Consider the following 15460-nt stretch of genomic DNA (forward strand, 5'->3'; position numbering starts at 1 on the left):
TCCCAGAACGCGTGCGATCGAAAGTGGGAACGGGCGTACCCGGTCAGAAGGAACGACCGGGTACGCCCGTTCTCGCCAGGGATGCGAGCGCGGCGCCCCGCGCAGACGCGGTCAGACCGTGCGGATCGCGCTCGTCGCGCCGAGCGCCCGGCCCCGCCGACGCTCGATCGCCCGGCCGACCAGGAGCAGCGCCACGCTCACGAGGGCACCCAGGGTGGTCTGCGCGACGCGGTCCAGGGCGAGGAGCTCCGGCGCCTCCGGCAGGCTCAGCCACGACACCGCGAGCGCGAGCGGCGTGAGGAACAGCAGCGTCACGGCGTAGTTCCGCGCGACGAAGATCTCGGCGAAGAACTGCCCGATGACGGCGATCACCACGATCCACCACGCCGAGGGCTCGAGCAGCAGGATCCCCACCGCGATGACCGTGCCGCCGATCGTGCCGATGAACCGCTGGAACGCCCGGACGACCGTGTGGCGCTGTCGGAGCGCCGGCAGCGTCGACACCACCGCGATGACGGCCCAGTAGGGGTGCCCGAGCCAGGGGATCGTCTCGGCGACGCCCCCGGCGACGAGCGCGCCGACGACGTTGAGGCCGACCGTCTCCCAGAGCGCGGGCGTCCGCAGCACGGCGAGCGAGCGGTGCTTGCGCGGCGCGAGCGGGCGGAAGCGGTGCGGTGCCCGCGGGTGGAACACCAGGCGGAGGACCGAACCGGACATCGCGACGAGCCAGGCCCAGACGACCGAGCAGACGATGATCGTCGTGACGAGCGGCAGATCAGACGGCTTGAGCGGCACGAGGGCCGACACCACGAACGCGAACGTCGGGAAGATCGGCTGGGCGGGGATGGTCTGCAGCGCGCTCAGCGTGCACACCGCGACGACGAGCACGGCGACGAGCCCCACCGTCTGCAACCAGAGCTGCGAGCCGGCGAGCGAGACCGCGACGCCCGCGAACATGCAGAGCGCCTGCATCGTGCCGGCGACCCCGGTGGTGACCGCGCGCTGCCGGTACGGCTCGGTGGCGCCGAAGATCGCGGTGAACCCGGCGAACATCGCGAACGCCGCGTACTCGGGCATCCCGAGGGCGATGAGCAGGGCGAGCGGTGCACCCCCGGCGATCGCGGCGCGTGCTGCGCCCTCGAGGTTCACGGTCCGGGTCGAGTGGGCAGGTGTCGTCATGTCGGGACCATCTTCGCACCGCGACAGGTGTCGCGGACCCGACCCGCGCCTCCAGGGTGACCGACGATGGCGGGCGCACGTTGGTATACCAAGCTGCTAGACTCGCCCGATCACGCCGCGACAGCGGCGCCGGACGACGAGAACGAGGAGGTCGAGGTCATGGGAAAGACGCTCGCCGAGAAGGTGTGGGACGACCACGTCGTGGTCAAGGGCGAGGACGGGAACCCGGACCTCCTCTACATCGACCTCCACCTCGTGCACGAGGTCACGAGCCCCCAGGCGTTCGACGGTCTGCGCCAGGCCGGCCGACCCGTGCGGCGCCTGGACCTGACCATCGCGACCGAGGACCACAACACCCCTACCCTCGCGATCGACCGCCCCATCGCGGACCCGACCAGCCGCGTCCAGATCGAGACCCTGCGGCGCAACTGCGAGGAGTTCGGCGTCCGCCTGCACTCGCTGGGCGACAAGGAGCAGGGCATCGTCCACGTCGTGGGGCCGCAGCTCGGCCTGACCATGCCGGGCATCACCGTGGTCTGCGGCGACTCGCACACCAGCACCCACGGCGCGTTCGGCGCGATGGCGTTCGGCATCGGCACGTCCGAGGTCGAGCACGTCCTCGCGACGCAGACCCTGCCGCTCAAGCCCTTCAAGACGATGGCCATCACGGTCGAGGGGACCCTGCGTCCGGGTGTCACGGCGAAGGACATCATCCTCGCCGTCATCGCGAAGATCGGCACCGGCGGCGGCCAGGGCTACGTGCTCGAGTACCGCGGCTCGGCGATCCGTGCGCTCTCGATGGAGGGGCGCATGACGATCTGCAACATGTCGATCGAGGCCGGGGCACGCGCCGGCATGGTCGCCCCGGACCAGACCACGTACGACTACGTCCAGGGCCGCGACCACGCCCCGACCGGCCAGGACTGGGACGACGCCGTCGCGTACTGGGACACGCTGTCGACCGACGACGACGCCGTGTTCGACGCCGAGGTGTTCATCGACGCCGACGAACTCGAGCCCTTCGTGACCTGGGGCACCAATCCGGGGCAGGGCGTCTCCCTGTCGGAGAACGTGCCGGACCCCGCCGACTACAGCGACCCGAACGACCAGGCGGCGGCGCAGCGCGCGCTGGAGTACATGGACATCGCCGCCGGCACGCCGATGAAGGACATCGCGGTCGACGCGGTGTTCATGGGGTCGTGCACGAACTCGCGCATCGAGGACCTCCGCGCCTTCGCGTCGATCATCCAGGGCCGGCAGAAGGCACCGGGTGTGCGTGTCATGGTCGTGCCGGGCTCGGCCCGGGTCCGGCTCGAGGCCGAGGCCGAGGGTCTGGACAAGGTCATCACCGACTTCGGCGCGGAGTGGCGGTTCGCCGGTTGCTCGATGTGCCTCGGCATGAACCCCGACCAGCTCGCACCGGGGGAGCGCTGCGCGAGCACCTCGAACCGCAACTTCGAAGGACGACAGGGCAAGGGCGGCCGGACGCACCTCGTGTCGCCGCTCGTCGCCGCGGCCACCGCGATCCGCGGGACGCTGTCGAGCCCGTGGGACCTCGAGAACTCCGAAGTCGAAACCGTCCTGGAAGGCGCCATCTGATGGACAAGATCACCACCGTCACCGGCATCGCCGCGCCCCTGAAGCGCTCGAACGTCGACACCGACCAGATCATCCCCGCCGTCTACCTCAAGCGCGTCACGAAGACCGGCTTCGAGGACGCACTGTTCTCCGGCTGGCGGCAGGACCCCGACTTCGTGCTCAACCAGCCGTCGTTCCAGGGCGCGAAGGTGCTCGTCGCCGGTCCGGACTTCGGCACCGGGTCGAGCCGCGAGCATGCCGTCTGGGCGCTCCGCGACTTCGGCTTCGCGGTCGTGATCTCACCCCGCTTCGCGGACATCTTCAAGGGCAACGCGGGCAAGCAGGGCCTGGTCACCGCGATCGTGACCGAATCGGAAGTCGAGGCGCTCTGGGCCGAGATCGAGCGGAACCCGGGGGTGTCCGCGACGGTCGACCTCGTGGCCCAGCGCGTGTCGCTCGGCGATGTGGACGTCCCGTTCGAGATCGACGCTTACACTCGTTGGCGGTTGATGGAAGGGCTCGACGACATCGGGCTCACCCTCCGTGACGAGACCTCGATCACGGAGTTCGAATCCCGCCGCTCCCGTTGGCGGCCGAAGACATTGCCGGTGAAGTAGTGAACTCTCTCGTACAGGACGCAGCCGCCGCAGGGGCGCGCGTGGGCCTCAAGTCGGACGAGATCGTCATCCGCGGGGGCAAGCCGCTCGTGGGGCGCATCGAGGTCCGTGGGGCGAAGAACCTCGCGACCAAGGCCATGGTGGCGGCGCTGCTGGGCGACACGCCGTCGATCCTCAAGGACGTCCCGGACATCTCCGACGTCAAGGTCGTCCGCGGCCTGCTCGAGGTGCACGGCGTGCGCATCACCGATCCTGCACGAGGCGAACTCATCCTCGACCCGTCGAACGTCGAGTCGGCGCACTTCGCCGAGATCGACGCCCACGCGGGCTCGAGCCGCATCCCGATCCTGTTCTGCGGCCCGCTGCTGCACAAGCTCGGCGAGGCGTTCATCCCCGACCTGGGCGGCTGCCGCATCGGCGACCGCCCGATCGACTTCCACCTCGACGCCCTCCGAGCGATGGGTGCGGTCGTCGACAAGCAGGTCAGCGGCATCCACCTGACGGCCCCGAACGGCCTCAAGGGCGCGTACATCGAGCTGCCGTACCCGAGCGTCGGCGCGACCGAGCAGGTCCTGCTGTCGGCGACCCTCGCCGAGGGCGTCACCGAGCTGCGGAACGCCGCGATCGAGCCCGAGATCATGGACCTCATCGCGATCCTGCAGAAGATGGGCGCCATCGTCTCGGTCGAGCCGAACCGCGTCATCTTCATCGAGGGCGTCACGTCGCTGCGCGGCTACACGCACCGCGCCATCAACGACCGCAACGAAGCCGCCAGCTGGGCGTCCGCAGCGCTCGCGACCAACGGCGACATCTTCGTCGAGGGCGCGAAGCAGCAGGAGCTCATGACGTTCCTCAACGTCTTCCGCAAGGTCGGCGGCGGCTTCGACATCCAGGAGGACGGCATCCGGTTCTACCGGGAGCTCGAGACCCTGAAGCCCGTCGTCATCGAGACCGACGTGCACCCCGGCTTCATGACCGACTGGCAGCAGCCGCTCGTCGTCGCCCTGACGCAGGCCGAGGGCCAGAGCATCGTGCACGAGACCGTGTACGAGAACCGCTTCGGCTTCACCGACGCGCTCAACGAGATGGGTGCCGACATCGTCGTGCACAAGGAGGGGCTGCCCGGACACGACCGTCGCGTCGCCCGCCGTCCGTTCGAGCAGGCCGCGGTCGTCACCGGCCCGACGACGCTGCACGCCGCGAACGTGCGGGTCCCCGACCTGCGCGGCGGCTTCAGCCACCTCATCGCGGCGCTGACCGCCGACGGCGAATCGCACATCACGAACGTCGGCATCATCAGCCGCGGCTACGAGCACTTCATCCCGAAGCTGCGGAAGCTCGGCGCGGACTTCGACTTCGCGGGCTGAGCGCGGTGTCGGCTTCGCAGTCGGGTGACGGCCCGTCGCGTCCTGGTGACGGCCTGGAGGCGCGTGGTGCGTCCGCCATGCCGGTCGCGACCGGCATGCCGGTCGCGACCGGCATGCCGGTGCCCGGGCGGCGCTGGAAGCGCGGGGAACTCAACCGCGCGTTCCGCATCACCGCCTCGGTCGTGATCCCGGTCTTCCGGTTCTCGTCGAACTACCACTGGGTGGGGTCGAACCGCCTGCCTGAGGACGGTGCGTTCGTGCTCGCGCCGAACCACTTCACGAACATCGACCCGCTCGTGGTCGGCACCGCCGTGTACCTGAGTCGACGTGCGCCGCGGTTCCTCGCCAAGGCGTCGCTGTTCACGGTGCCCGTGTTCGGCAAGCTGATGTCCGGCATGGGGCAGATCCCGGTCGAGCGGTCCGGTCGCACGCGGTTGAGCGACCCGCTCGGTGGCGGGCGGTCGCTCATCGAGCAGGGCGGTGCGATCATCGTCTACCCCGAGGGCACGCTCACCCGTGACCCCGACCTGTGGCCGATGCGCGGCAAGACCGGCGCCGTCCGCATCGCGCTCGAGAACGACGTGCCGCTGATCCCGATGGCCCACTGGGGCACGCAGGGGATCATGGCGCGGTACTCGAAGAAGCTGCGGCTGTTCCCGCGGTCGCGCGTGGACGTCATCGTCGGCGACCCCGTCGACCTGTCCGCCTACCGCGGTCGGCCGATCGACCAGCAGGTGCTCGTCGAGGCGACCGAGGTGCTCATGCAGCACATCACGGCGCTGCTCGAGCAGCTCCGGGGGGAACAGGCTCCCGCGACCCGCTGGGACCCGGCGGCGAACAACCAGAAGGAGACCGGCAAGTTTGAGTGACCAGGGACCGGGCCTCCGCCCGCACGAGGACCACCCGGACCCCGCGGTCGCCGCTCCGGGCGCAGTCGACACCGCCGCGATCCGGGTGGTGATGCAGTCGACCGACAAGCCCCGCGTCGCCGTCATCGGTGCCGGCAGCTGGGGGACCACGTTCGCGAAGGTCCTCGCCGAGGGCGGTGCCCGGACCGTGCTGTGGGCCCGCCGACCAGAGGTCGCGCGGGAGATCACCGAGACGAAGCGGAACTCCGAGTACCTGCCCGGCATCAACCTCCCGCGCACGCTGACCGCGTCGACGTCGCTCGAGTCGGTGCTGTCCGGCGCGGAACAGGTCTACGTGTCGGTGCCGTCGCAGTCGTTGCGGTCCAACCTCGCCGCCATCCGTGACCTGCTCGGCCCCGACGTGCCCGTCGTCAGCCTGATGAAGGGCGTCGAGAAGGCGACGGGGCTGCGCATGAGCGAGGTCCTGCACGAGGGCCTCGGCATCGACCGCGACCGGATCGCCGTGGCGAGCGGGCCGAACCTCGCGCTCGAGATCGCCCGCCGGCAGCCGACCGCCGCCGTGGTGTCGTCGACCAGCTCGGAGACCGCCAGCGCCGTCGCCGCCGTCGCCACGAACCCGTACTTCCGCTCGTTCATCAACACCGACGTGATCGGCACCGAGTTCGGCGGCGTGCTGAAGAACCTCATCGCCGTCGCGATCGGCATCGTGGACGGCGTCGGCTACGGCGAGAACACGAAGGCCTCGATCATCACCCGCGGTCTCGCCGAGATGACCGACTTCGCGGTGTCGTTCGGCGCCCAGCCGTCGACGCTGTCCGGGCTCGCCGGGCTCGGCGACCTCATCGCCACCTGCCAGTCGCCGCTCTCGCGCAACAACACCGCCGGCCGCCTGCTCGGCCAGGGGTACCGCTTCGACGAGGTCGTGCGGCAGATGAACCAGACCGCCGAGGGACTGGCGTCCGTCGCCCCGATCCTCGAGCTGGCCGCGGCCAACGGCGTCGACATGCCCATCGTGGGACAGGTCGCCGAGGTCCTCGCGGGTAGGCTCGATCCGCGCAACATCGCGCCGCACCTCACCGAGACCGACGAGCCCCAGGGCGAGTGACCGGTCCGGTCCCGACCTCCAGGGGGACTGCCATGCCCACGATCGCTCCCGCGCCGACGACCGTCGTCGTGCTGTTCGGCGGCCGCTCCAGCGAGCACGAGATCAGCTGCGTGACCGCCGGCGGCATCATGGACGTCGTCGACCGGTCCGTGTACGAGATCGTCCCCGTCGGCATCACGAAGGACGGCGCGTTCACACTCCAGCCCGACGACCCGGCGCAGCTGGCGATCCGCGACGGCGCGCTGCCGACGGTCCCGGACAACGGCACGCGTGTCGCCTTCCCGACGTCCCCGGCCACCAACGAGCTCGTCGTGTCGCACCCGGACGGCTCGGTCACGACCGTCGCCGTCGACATCGTCTTCCCGATCCTGCACGGCCCGTTCGGTGAGGACGGCACGGTGCAGGGCCTGCTCGAGATCGCCGGTCTGCCGTACGTCGGCGACGGGGTGCTCGCGAGCGCCCTCGCCATGGACAAGCACGTCGCGAAGGCCGTGCTCGAGCACGCCGGACTCCGCGTGGCGCCGTGGACCACGGTGCTCCGCCGTGAGTGGGCGGCCGACCCGGTGGACGTCGCCGAGGCCGTCGCGGCGCACGGCTGGCCGCTCTTCGTCAAGCCAGCCCGCGCCGGGTCGAGCATGGGCGTCTCCCGCGTCGACGAGCCGTCGCAGCTCGGCGCCGCGATGGACCTGGCGTTCGAGCACGACTCCAAGGTGATCGTCGAGCCGCGGGTCATCGGCCGCGAGGTCGAGGTCGCCGTGCTCGAGGGTCGCGACGGCGTCCCGCGCACGAGCCTGCCCGGCGAGATCGTCGTCGACGAGGCCGGCTTCTACGACTTCGAGTCGAAGTACCTCGGTGGGGACGAGTCCCTGCTCTGCCCGGCGCCGCTCACCGAGGCACAGACCGACGAGATCCGGTCGATCGGTGCCCGCGCGTTCGAGGCGATCGGCGGCGCGGGACTCGCCCGGGTCGACTGCTTCCTGACCGACGACGGCTTCGTCGTGAACGAGGTCAACACGATGCCGGGGTTCACCCCGCTGTCGATGTACCCGCGGTGCTGGGCCGCGTCCGGGGTCACCTACCCGGAACTCGTGTCGGAGCTCATCGAGCTGGGGCGGGCAGCCGTCCGCTGACCTGCGGTCAGAGTGTCAGCCCTGCACCTCGGACGCATCGAGGCACTTGTGCCCGTCCTTCGGCAGGGTCGAGACGGCGTCCGTCAGGTCCTGGATGACCTGCGACGTGGTCAGGGACGTCTCGATGACCACCTGCACCGCGGGGGAGCGGCCGAACGTCGTGTAGACGATCTGCTTGCCGCGGTCGTCCCGGATCCAGTCGACGCCGCCCTGGTCGAAGCAGGGCAGGTCGGACACCGTCGGCACCGTGACCCCGCAGTGGTAGATCGCCGCTTCCGGGTCGCCCCACGCGGCGGTCGACTGCGCGGTGGTGTTGCGCAGGTCGAACTTGGTGTCGACGGCCGCAGGCAGGCGCACCTGGGCAGCGGCGCACGCGGCGTCGTTCGCGGAGGGTGCCGGGGACATCGCGACGGCGTTCGTGCACCCCGTGAGTCCGGCGGCGAGGGCCACGACGACGCCCACGATCGCGATCGTCCGGGAGGGTCGGCGCACGGTGTCCATCGACGTCCAGGCTACCGTTCTCGTGTGGACGCGACGTACGACGCCTGGGCCGGACCGACCGTGGGCGAGCTCGGTGAACTCGTCGTCCTCGACCGCATCGTCCGACGGCTGCCCGCGGGCTCGCCGCTGCTCGGTCCCGGTGACGACTGCGCGGTCGTCGCCGCGCCCGACGGTCGGTTCGTCGTGACGACGGACATGATGGTCCACGGCCCGGACTTCCGGTGGGCGTGGTCGTCGCCGGAGGACGTCGGGTGGAAGGCAGCCGCCACGAACCTCTCCGACGTGTGCGCGATGGGTGCCGTGCCCACCGGCCTCGTCATCGCGCTCGCAGCACCGCAGGACACCCCGGTCGCGGTCCTCGAGTCCTTCGCCGACGGGGTGCGCCTCGCCGTGGACGCTCTCGCGCCCGGCTGCGGCGTGGTCGGCGGGGACCTGTCCACCTCGGCGACGTTCACGGTGTCGGTGACGGCGTTCGGTGACCTCCAGGGGCGGCCCCCGGTCGTCCGCTCCGGTGCCCGACGGGGTGACGTCGTCGCGGTCTCGGGCGAACTGGGTGCGGCGGCGCGCGGTCTGACGCGACTGTTCCGCGAGGGCGTCGACACCGCCGGTGAACCGTCCCGCACGGCAACGGTCGCGAGCGGCGCGGACGCTGATCCGGACGTCGCACGACAGCGGCGCCCGGTACCACCCATCGCGGACGGGCCGCTCGCCGCCACCGCGGGTGCGACGGCGATGCTCGACCTCTCCGACGGCCTGGCGATCGACGCCGGACGGCTCGCGCGGGCCAGCCGGGTGACGCTGTCGCTCGAGGCCGAGCTCGACGGTCGTGCCCTCGACGACGTCGCGCTGCACGGTGGCGAGGACCACGGCCTGCTCGCGACCTTCCCGCCGGACGCGGCGCTGCCCGGGGGGTTCCGACGCATCGGTGTCGTCGTGGACCGCGGCGACGCGGACGTCATCCGTGCGGGCGTCACCGTGCCGACGACCGGCTGGGACCCCTACGCCGACTGGGACGGCGCCGCCGGCTGAACCGCTCCGGGTCGGCAGCACTACGGGGCCGAGACGACGGCCTCCCACGCCACGGTCTCGCCGTAGCTGCGTTTGCTGAACGGCTCGAGTCCCGCGGGCCACGCTGGCTCGTCGGAGCGCTTGCTCCGCTCCACGATCACCACGGCGTCCTCTGTGAGGCGCGGCACCAGGGCCTCGAGCACGTCGGCGATCTCGTGCTCGGTGACGTCGTACGGCGGGTCGATGAACACGAGATCGAACGTCCGGACCGTCCCGCGCAGGTACCCGAGCACGGGTTGCGGCTGCACGTCGATCCGCACGCCGGGCACGCGCTGCTGCACGGCCTTCGCGTTCGCGCGGCAGGCCTGCGCCGCCGCCGGAGCCCGGTCGACGAGCACGACCTCGACCGCACCGCGCGACGCGGCCTCGAGCCCGAGGGCGCCGGTGCCGGCGTACAGGTCGGCCACCGAGGTGTCGTCGACCAGCCCACGTGCCTCGAGCGACGAGAACAGCGCCTCGCGCACCCGGTCGCTCGTCGGTCGGGTGCCGGACTTCGGCACCCGGAGCGTCGTGGAACCGGCGGCGCCGGCGATGATGCGGGTCATGCAGCCACCGTAGCGGGCCGCCGGGCGCTCCAGCGGTTGTCCACAGGCCTGCCTGGAGGCACGGGGCACGTCGGTCCTGCCGGGTACCGTTGACGTGTGGTCACGACCGGAACGACAACCGAGCCGGCGGTGCCGGACCTCGGTCCCGCACCGCTCGACGCGCGGTTGGCGAACGTCCTCGGCGGCAGGACGGCGGCCGCCGTCGAGAAGGCGTTCGGCTACCGCACGGTCGGCGAGTTCCTCGAGCACGCTCCCCGCCGGTACGCCGAGCGTGGTGCGCTGACGGCGCTCGACTCGCTGGCGATCGGCGAGTCCGTGACGATCGTGGCCGAGGTCGTCGACGTCCGCGAACGGTCGATGCGAGCCCGACGCGGATCGATCCTCGAAGCGAAGATCGGCGACGGCAAGGGGCTGCTGACCCTGACGTTCTTCAACCAGGGCTGGCGCACGAAGGACCTCGTGCCCGGTGCGCGCGGCATCTTCTCCGGCAAGGTCGGGGACTACCGGGGCGCGCGGCAGCTCGCGCACCCCGACTACGAGCTGTTCGACCGCGACGACCCGCGGGCCACCGCCGACCCCGAGTCGGACGAGGCGATCCGGTTCTCCCGGCAGCCGATCCCGATCTACCCGGCGACGTCGACGCTGACCTCGTGGCAGATCGCCAAGTCGATGGCGATCGTACTCGACACCCTGCCCGACGTCCCCGACCCGATCCCCGCGCGCGTGCGGACCCGGCTCGACCTCGTGCCGTTCCGCCGCGCCCTCGAACTGCTCCACCGCCCCGAGAAGGTGGCCGACTTCAAGCGGGCGCAGGAGGCGCTGCGCTACCGCGAGGCATTCGTCCTGCAGACCGCCCTCGTGCAACGCCGGATCGCCGCCCGCGCGACCGCGGCCACACCTCGGACGGCGTCATCCGGTGGCATCCTCGAACGGTTCGACGCCACCCTGCCGTTCACGCTCACCGAGGACCAGCAGTCGGTCGGCGCCGAGATCGCGCACGATCTGGCGGCGGACTGGCCCATGCACCGCCTCGTGCAGGGCGAGGTCGGTTCCGGCAAGACCCTCGTGGCGATCCGCGCGATGCTCACGGTGGCCGAGTCCGGTGGACAGTCCGCGCTCATCGCCCCGACGGAGGTGCTCGCTGCGCAGCACCTCCGGTCGATCGTGAAGTTCCTCGGCCCGGACCTCGCGGCGGAGCTCCGCCCGGTGATCCTCACCGGCTCGCAGTCCACCGACGAACGCCGCCGTGCGCTGCTCGCCGCGGCGTCCGGCAGTTCGCGGCTCGTCGTCGGCACGCACGCGCTCCTGGGCGACCGGGTCGACTTCGCCGAGCTCGGCCTCGTCGTGGTCGACGAGCAGCACCGGTTCGGCGTCGAACAGCGCGAGGCGCTCCGCACGAAGGGCGTGACGCCGCCGCACGTGCTGGTCCTCACCGCGACACCCATCCCGCGCACGGTGGCGATGACGGTGTTCGGCGATCTCGACGTCTCGACGATCACCGGACTCCCGTCGGGTCGCGCCGGCGTCGAGACCTTCACGGTGCCGCTCGCCGAGCACCCGGGCTGGGAGTCCCGCATCTGGACCCGCATGGCCGAGGAACTCGCCGACGGGCGACAGGCCTTCGTGGTGTGCCCGGCGATCGACGACGCCCACACGGAGGACGACGGCGAGCCCGACCCCGAGGGCGACGACGCCCCGAAGCGTGCCCCGGCCACCGTGCTCGCCACGGCGGACCGGATGCGGACGATGCCGGTGCTCGCCGACCGCCGGATCGAGGTACTGCACGGCCGGATGACCTCGGAGGAGAAGGACCGCGTCATGACGTCCTTCGCCGCGGGGGACATCGACGTGCTCGTGGCGACGACCGTGATCGAGGTCGGCGTCGACGTGCCGAACGCCTCGATGATGGCCGTGCTCGACGCCGACCGCTTCGGGGTCTCGCAGCTCCACCAGCTCCGCGGGCGCATCGGCCGCGGGCAGTACGCCGGCGTGTGCCTGCTCGTGACCACGGCAGAGGCCGAGACGACCTCGCGGGAACGCGTGGACGCGGTGTCGGCGTCCGACGACGGCTTCGAGCTGGCGCGGGTCGACCTCGAGCTCCGGCGCGAGGGCGACGTCCTCGGCGAACGGCAGTCGGGTGGTCGATCGTCGCTCAACCTCCTCCGGGTGGTCGAGCACGCCGACCTCATCGTCGACGCGCGAGAGGAAGCCGAGCGCGTCCTCGAGCCCGATCCGCAGCTCGAGGGCCACCCGGCGCTGCGCGAGGCCCTGGCTCGGCGGCTGGACGAGTCCGACGCCGCGTTCCTCGGCAAGAACTGACCACCGAGCAGATCCCGGTATCGTCGCTGGCATGGCGCAGATCGCGGTGGTCCCCGGTTCGTTCGATCCCGTGACCCTCGGGCACCTCGACGTGATCGGGCGTGCGGCGAGGCTGTTCGACGAGGTGCACGTGCTCGTCGTGCACAACCCGGACAAGAAGCCCGCGATGTTCGACGCCGTCGACCGGGTGCGCCTCATCGAGCAGTCGTTCGTCGAGACCGGCGTTCCCGACAACGTCCGGGTCGGGGAGTGGACGTCCGGGTTGCTCGTCGACTACTGCCGACAGGTCGGCGCGACGGTCCTGGTGAAGGGTGTCCGTTCCGGCGAGGACGTCGCGTACGAGACCCCGATGGCGATCATGAACCGGCACCTCGCCGACGTCGAGACGGTGTTCCTGCTGCCCGAGGCGTCCCGTGCGCACGTGTCGAGCTCGCTCATCCGGCAGGTCGCCTCCCTCGGCGGCGACGTGGCCCCGTACGTCCCGGCGGTGGTGGCCGCGGCGCTGCACGAGCACACCGGCCGCTGAACGCCGGACGGAACGGGACACGCCCGTCCCCGCCTCGACTCGTGGGCCGGAGCGATGTAGGCTTGTCGATCGTGTCTTCCCACGTGAACAGCCCCTACGCCCTGCGCGTGCGCGACCTCGCGCACCGGCCGGGTGAGATGCGCGAGCACACGCTCGACATCGAGGTGCCCGACGCGATGGGGGCCGGCGTCATCGCCGTCCGACAGGGCGCGTCGATGCAGATCGACCTCCGGCTCGAGGGCCTGCACGAGGGCGTCCTGGTCTCCGGGCACGCGAGTGCCGAGGCGGCGGGGGAGTGCTCGCGCTGCCTCATCGAGATCAGCGAACCCGTCGAGGTCGATTTCGCGGAGCTGTTCGCGTATGATGCCTCGGAGGATTTCGACTTCTTCGTTCACGATGACCACGTGGATTGTGAACAGGTCGTTCGAGATGCGGTGGTGCTGGCGCTGCCGTTCCAGCCGGTCTGCCGACCGGACTGCCCAGGACTCGACCCGGTGACGGGCGAGCGACTGGCTGACATCGGCGAGCAGCGTGCTCACGAGGTCCTGGACCCGCGGTGGGCCGCGCTGCATGGATTCACCCCGAGTGGATCCACCCCGAGCGGTTCCCAGAGCGCCGACGACACCACCCCGAACCAGAGCCCCGAGGGCGACGGCCGACAGGCCTGACGTTCCTCGCCACTGACCACCGACCAACCGAAAGAGAACCACCATGGCCGTTCCCAAGCGCAAGCAGTCCCGTGCCAACACGCACGCCCGTCGTTCGCAGTGGAAGGCCGCGCCGGTCCAGCTCGTGAAGACGATCGAGAACGGCAAGGTCACCTACAGCCTTCCGCACCGTGCCAAGGTCGTCGAGGACTCCGCCGGCACCCCCCTGTACCTGGAGTACAAGGGCCGCAAGGTCGCCGACGTCTGATCGGACCGCACGCATGACAGCGACGTCCGGCGCCACGGGGTCCCGCCCCGTGGGGCCGGACGTCGTTCGTCTGCGGGAGAAGCTCGGGGCCGACATCGACCTCGAGCTGCTCCAGCTCGCCCTGACCCACCGTTCGTACGCGTACGAGCACGGTGGCATCGGGCACAACGAACGCCTCGAGTTCCTCGGGGACTCCATCCTCGGCCAGGCCGTGACCGTGAAGCTCTACCGGTCGTTCCCCGAGCTCGACGAGGGTGACCTCGCCAAGCGGCGGGCGAGCCTGGTGTCGACGGTGGCCCTCGCCGAGATCGCCCGCATGATCGGGCTCGGCGCCTACCTGCGCCTCGGCAAGGGCGAGGAGCAGACCGGCGGTCGCGACAAGTCGTCGATCCTGGCCGACACCGTGGAGGCCGTCATCGGTGCCACGTACCTGTCGGCCGGTCCGGACCCGGCGACCGACCTGGTGCTCCGGCTCGTCGAACCACTGCTGGTCGACCCGGACCGCTTCGGTGCCGCGATGGACCCGAAGACGAGCCTGCAGGAGCTCGCGTCGACCCTGTCGCTCGGGAACCCGTCGTACCGCGTGACCGAGGCCGGTCCGGACCACGACAAGACCTTCCACGCGACCGTCGTGCTGCAGGGCGAGGACGTCTCCACCGGCTCCGGGTCGAGCAAGAAGACCGCCGAGATGGCCGCCGCGCTCGAGGCGTGGACGCGGCTCTCCGGCCGGGCGGCCTGACCGCGTGCCCGAACTCCCCGAGGTCGAGGTCGTCCGCGCCGGCCTCGAACCCGCCGTCAGCGGTGCGCGCGTCCTGCACGTCGACGTCGTCGACGACCGCGCCCTCACCCGGCACGATGGCCCCGCCGAGGACTTCGCCGAGCGGCTGACGGGCCGCACCGTCGCGGCGGCGGTCCGCCGGGGCAAGTTCCTGTGGATGCCGCTGGAGCCCGTGCACGCCGGTGACCCGGCCGAGGCGCTGGTCGCGCACCTCGGGATGAGCGGGCAGATCCTGCTCGGCAGGGGGCGCGAGGCCGCGAAGCACCGCCGGATCCTCATCGACGTGCAGCCCGCAGGCATCGACCGCGACGGCACGCCGGAGCCCCCGGTCGAGCTCGAGTTCGTCGACCAGCGCACCTTCGGGTCGATGGCGATCGACCAGATGGTCCCGACGATCGACGGCGCACCCGCGGGCTTCGGCGGGCACGTCGACGACACCGACCCCGACGCGGCGTGGCGCCGGAGCATCCCGAAGCAGGTGTCCCACATCGCCCGCGACCCGCTCGACCCCGCCTTCGACGACGACCGGTTCATCCGGATGGCACGGAAGCGATCGAGCGGCATCAAGCGGGTGCTGCTCGACCAGGGCGTGGTGAGCGGCATCGGCAACATCTACGCCGACGAGTCGCTGTGGGCCGCGAAGCTGCACTACGACCGCCCGGCGGACCGGTTGCCGCGGGCGTCGCTGCAGCTGCTCCTCGACGAGGTCCGCAGCGTGCTCGCCCGGGCGCTCGAGGACGGCGGCACGAGCTTCGACGCGCAGTACGTCAACGTGAACGGGCAGTCCGGGTACTTCTCGCAGCGCCTGAACGTGTACGGGCAGCAGGGCAAGCCGTGCCCGCGCTGTGGGACGACGATCGTGCGCGAGGCCTTCATGAACCGGTCGAGCCACATCTGCCCCGTGTGCCAACCGCGCCCACGCCCTCGCACGCGTTAGCCTGACGCCGAGCGAGCACCGCCCAG

16 protein-coding genes are annotated in these 15460 nt (G+C 71.2%); 13 read left to right on the forward strand and 3 right to left on the reverse strand.

The genetic code is table 11. The features are described 5' to 3' along the window. Window positions 1-111: 111 nt before the first annotated feature. On the reverse strand, window positions 112-1179 hold the full coding sequence (locus tag CRP27_RS00185) for an FUSC family protein (RefSeq protein WP_097178825.1): 1068 nt from the start codon (window positions 1177-1179) through the stop codon (window positions 112-114). 159 nt (window positions 1180-1338) lie between these two features. Here CRP27_RS00185 and leuC point away from each other — a divergent pair, with 159 nt between their 5' ends. From leuC to CRP27_RS00215, 6 genes are all read left to right on the forward strand, one after another. After that, on the forward strand, window positions 1339-2778 hold the full coding sequence (gene leuC, locus CRP27_RS00190) for a 3-isopropylmalate dehydratase large subunit (RefSeq protein ID WP_097178826.1): 1440 nt from the start codon (window positions 1339-1341) through the stop codon (window positions 2776-2778). Further along, window positions 2778-3374: a 3-isopropylmalate dehydratase small subunit gene (gene leuD / locus CRP27_RS00195; RefSeq protein ID WP_097178827.1), complete on the forward strand. Its 597-nt coding sequence runs from the start codon at window positions 2778-2780 to the stop codon at window positions 3372-3374. Before leuC ends, leuD begins: the two co-directional genes overlap by 1 nt. Then, window positions 3374-4741: a UDP-N-acetylglucosamine 1-carboxyvinyltransferase gene (gene murA / locus CRP27_RS00200; protein WP_097178828.1), complete on the forward strand. Its 1368-nt coding sequence runs from the start codon at window positions 3374-3376 to the stop codon at window positions 4739-4741. The genes leuD and murA overlap by 1 nt, the downstream gene beginning before the upstream one ends. A gap of 77 nt (window positions 4742-4818) precedes the next feature. Further along, window positions 4819-5610: a 1-acyl-sn-glycerol-3-phosphate acyltransferase gene (locus CRP27_RS00205; RefSeq protein ID WP_255257378.1), complete on the forward strand. Its 792-nt coding sequence runs from the start codon at window positions 4819-4821 to the stop codon at window positions 5608-5610. A 91-nt stretch (window positions 5611-5701) separates the two neighbouring features. Further along, the gene (locus CRP27_RS00210) at window positions 5702-6715 is read left to right on the forward strand and encodes an NAD(P)H-dependent glycerol-3-phosphate dehydrogenase (RefSeq protein WP_079238951.1); all 1014 of its coding nucleotides are present in this window, start codon (window positions 5702-5704) and stop codon (window positions 6713-6715) included. 32 nt (window positions 6716-6747) lie between these two features. Continuing rightward, window positions 6748-7845, forward strand: a complete 1098-nt coding sequence (locus CRP27_RS00215; protein WP_097178829.1) for a D-alanine--D-alanine ligase family protein — start codon at window positions 6748-6750, stop codon at window positions 7843-7845. 15 nt (window positions 7846-7860) lie between these two features. Here the strand turns inward: CRP27_RS00215 and CRP27_RS00220 are convergent, their stop codons facing one another. After that, window positions 7861-8346, reverse strand: a complete 486-nt coding sequence (locus CRP27_RS00220; protein WP_097178830.1) for a DUF3515 family protein — start codon at window positions 8344-8346, stop codon at window positions 7861-7863. Between the two features lie 24 nt (window positions 8347-8370). On the opposite strand from CRP27_RS00220, the gene thiL reads away from it, so the two are divergent. Further along, on the forward strand, window positions 8371-9375 hold the full coding sequence (thiL, locus tag CRP27_RS00225) for a thiamine-phosphate kinase (protein ID WP_097178831.1): 1005 nt from the start codon (window positions 8371-8373) through the stop codon (window positions 9373-9375). Window positions 9376-9395: 20 nt separating this feature from the next. On the opposite strand, the gene CRP27_RS00230 is transcribed toward thiL, so the two are convergent. Continuing rightward, window positions 9396-9959 (reverse strand): RsmD family RNA methyltransferase, encoded by a 564-nt coding sequence (locus CRP27_RS00230; protein WP_097178832.1) that lies wholly within the window; start codon window positions 9957-9959, stop codon window positions 9396-9398. A 129-nt stretch (window positions 9960-10088) separates the two neighbouring features. On the opposite strand from CRP27_RS00230, the gene CRP27_RS00235 reads away from it, so the two are divergent. From CRP27_RS00235 to mutM, 6 genes are all read left to right on the forward strand, one after another. Beyond that, window positions 10089-12278, forward strand: a complete 2190-nt coding sequence (locus CRP27_RS00235) for an ATP-dependent DNA helicase RecG (RefSeq protein ID WP_097179559.1) — start codon at window positions 10089-10091, stop codon at window positions 12276-12278. 31 nt (window positions 12279-12309) lie between these two features. Then, window positions 12310-12804: a pantetheine-phosphate adenylyltransferase gene (gene coaD / locus CRP27_RS00240; RefSeq protein WP_097178833.1), complete on the forward strand. Its 495-nt coding sequence runs from the start codon at window positions 12310-12312 to the stop codon at window positions 12802-12804. 107 nt (window positions 12805-12911) lie between these two features. Continuing rightward, on the forward strand, window positions 12912-13472 hold the full coding sequence (locus CRP27_RS00245) for a DUF177 domain-containing protein (protein ID WP_255257379.1): 561 nt from the start codon (window positions 12912-12914) through the stop codon (window positions 13470-13472). A 43-nt stretch (window positions 13473-13515) separates the two neighbouring features. Next, the gene (gene rpmF, locus CRP27_RS00250) at window positions 13516-13719 is read left to right on the forward strand and encodes a 50S ribosomal protein L32 (protein WP_079236346.1); all 204 of its coding nucleotides are present in this window, start codon (window positions 13516-13518) and stop codon (window positions 13717-13719) included. 13 nt (window positions 13720-13732) lie between these two features. Beyond that, a complete protein-coding gene (rnc, locus tag CRP27_RS00255; protein ID WP_255257380.1) occupies window positions 13733-14458 on the forward strand; it encodes a ribonuclease III in 726 nt (241 codons plus the stop codon). Between the two features lie 4 nt (window positions 14459-14462). Beyond that, complete coding sequence (gene mutM, locus CRP27_RS00260; RefSeq protein WP_097178834.1) at window positions 14463-15434, forward strand: bifunctional DNA-formamidopyrimidine glycosylase/DNA-(apurinic or apyrimidinic site) lyase; 972 nt, start codon at window positions 14463-14465, stop codon at window positions 15432-15434. Window positions 15435-15460: the final 26 nt, after the last annotated feature.

It is taken from the genome of Curtobacterium sp. 314Chir4.1 (assembly GCF_900215175.1).
In the GTDB taxonomy this organism is placed as follows: Bacteria; Actinomycetota; Actinomycetes; order Actinomycetales; family Microbacteriaceae; genus Curtobacterium; species Curtobacterium pusillum_A.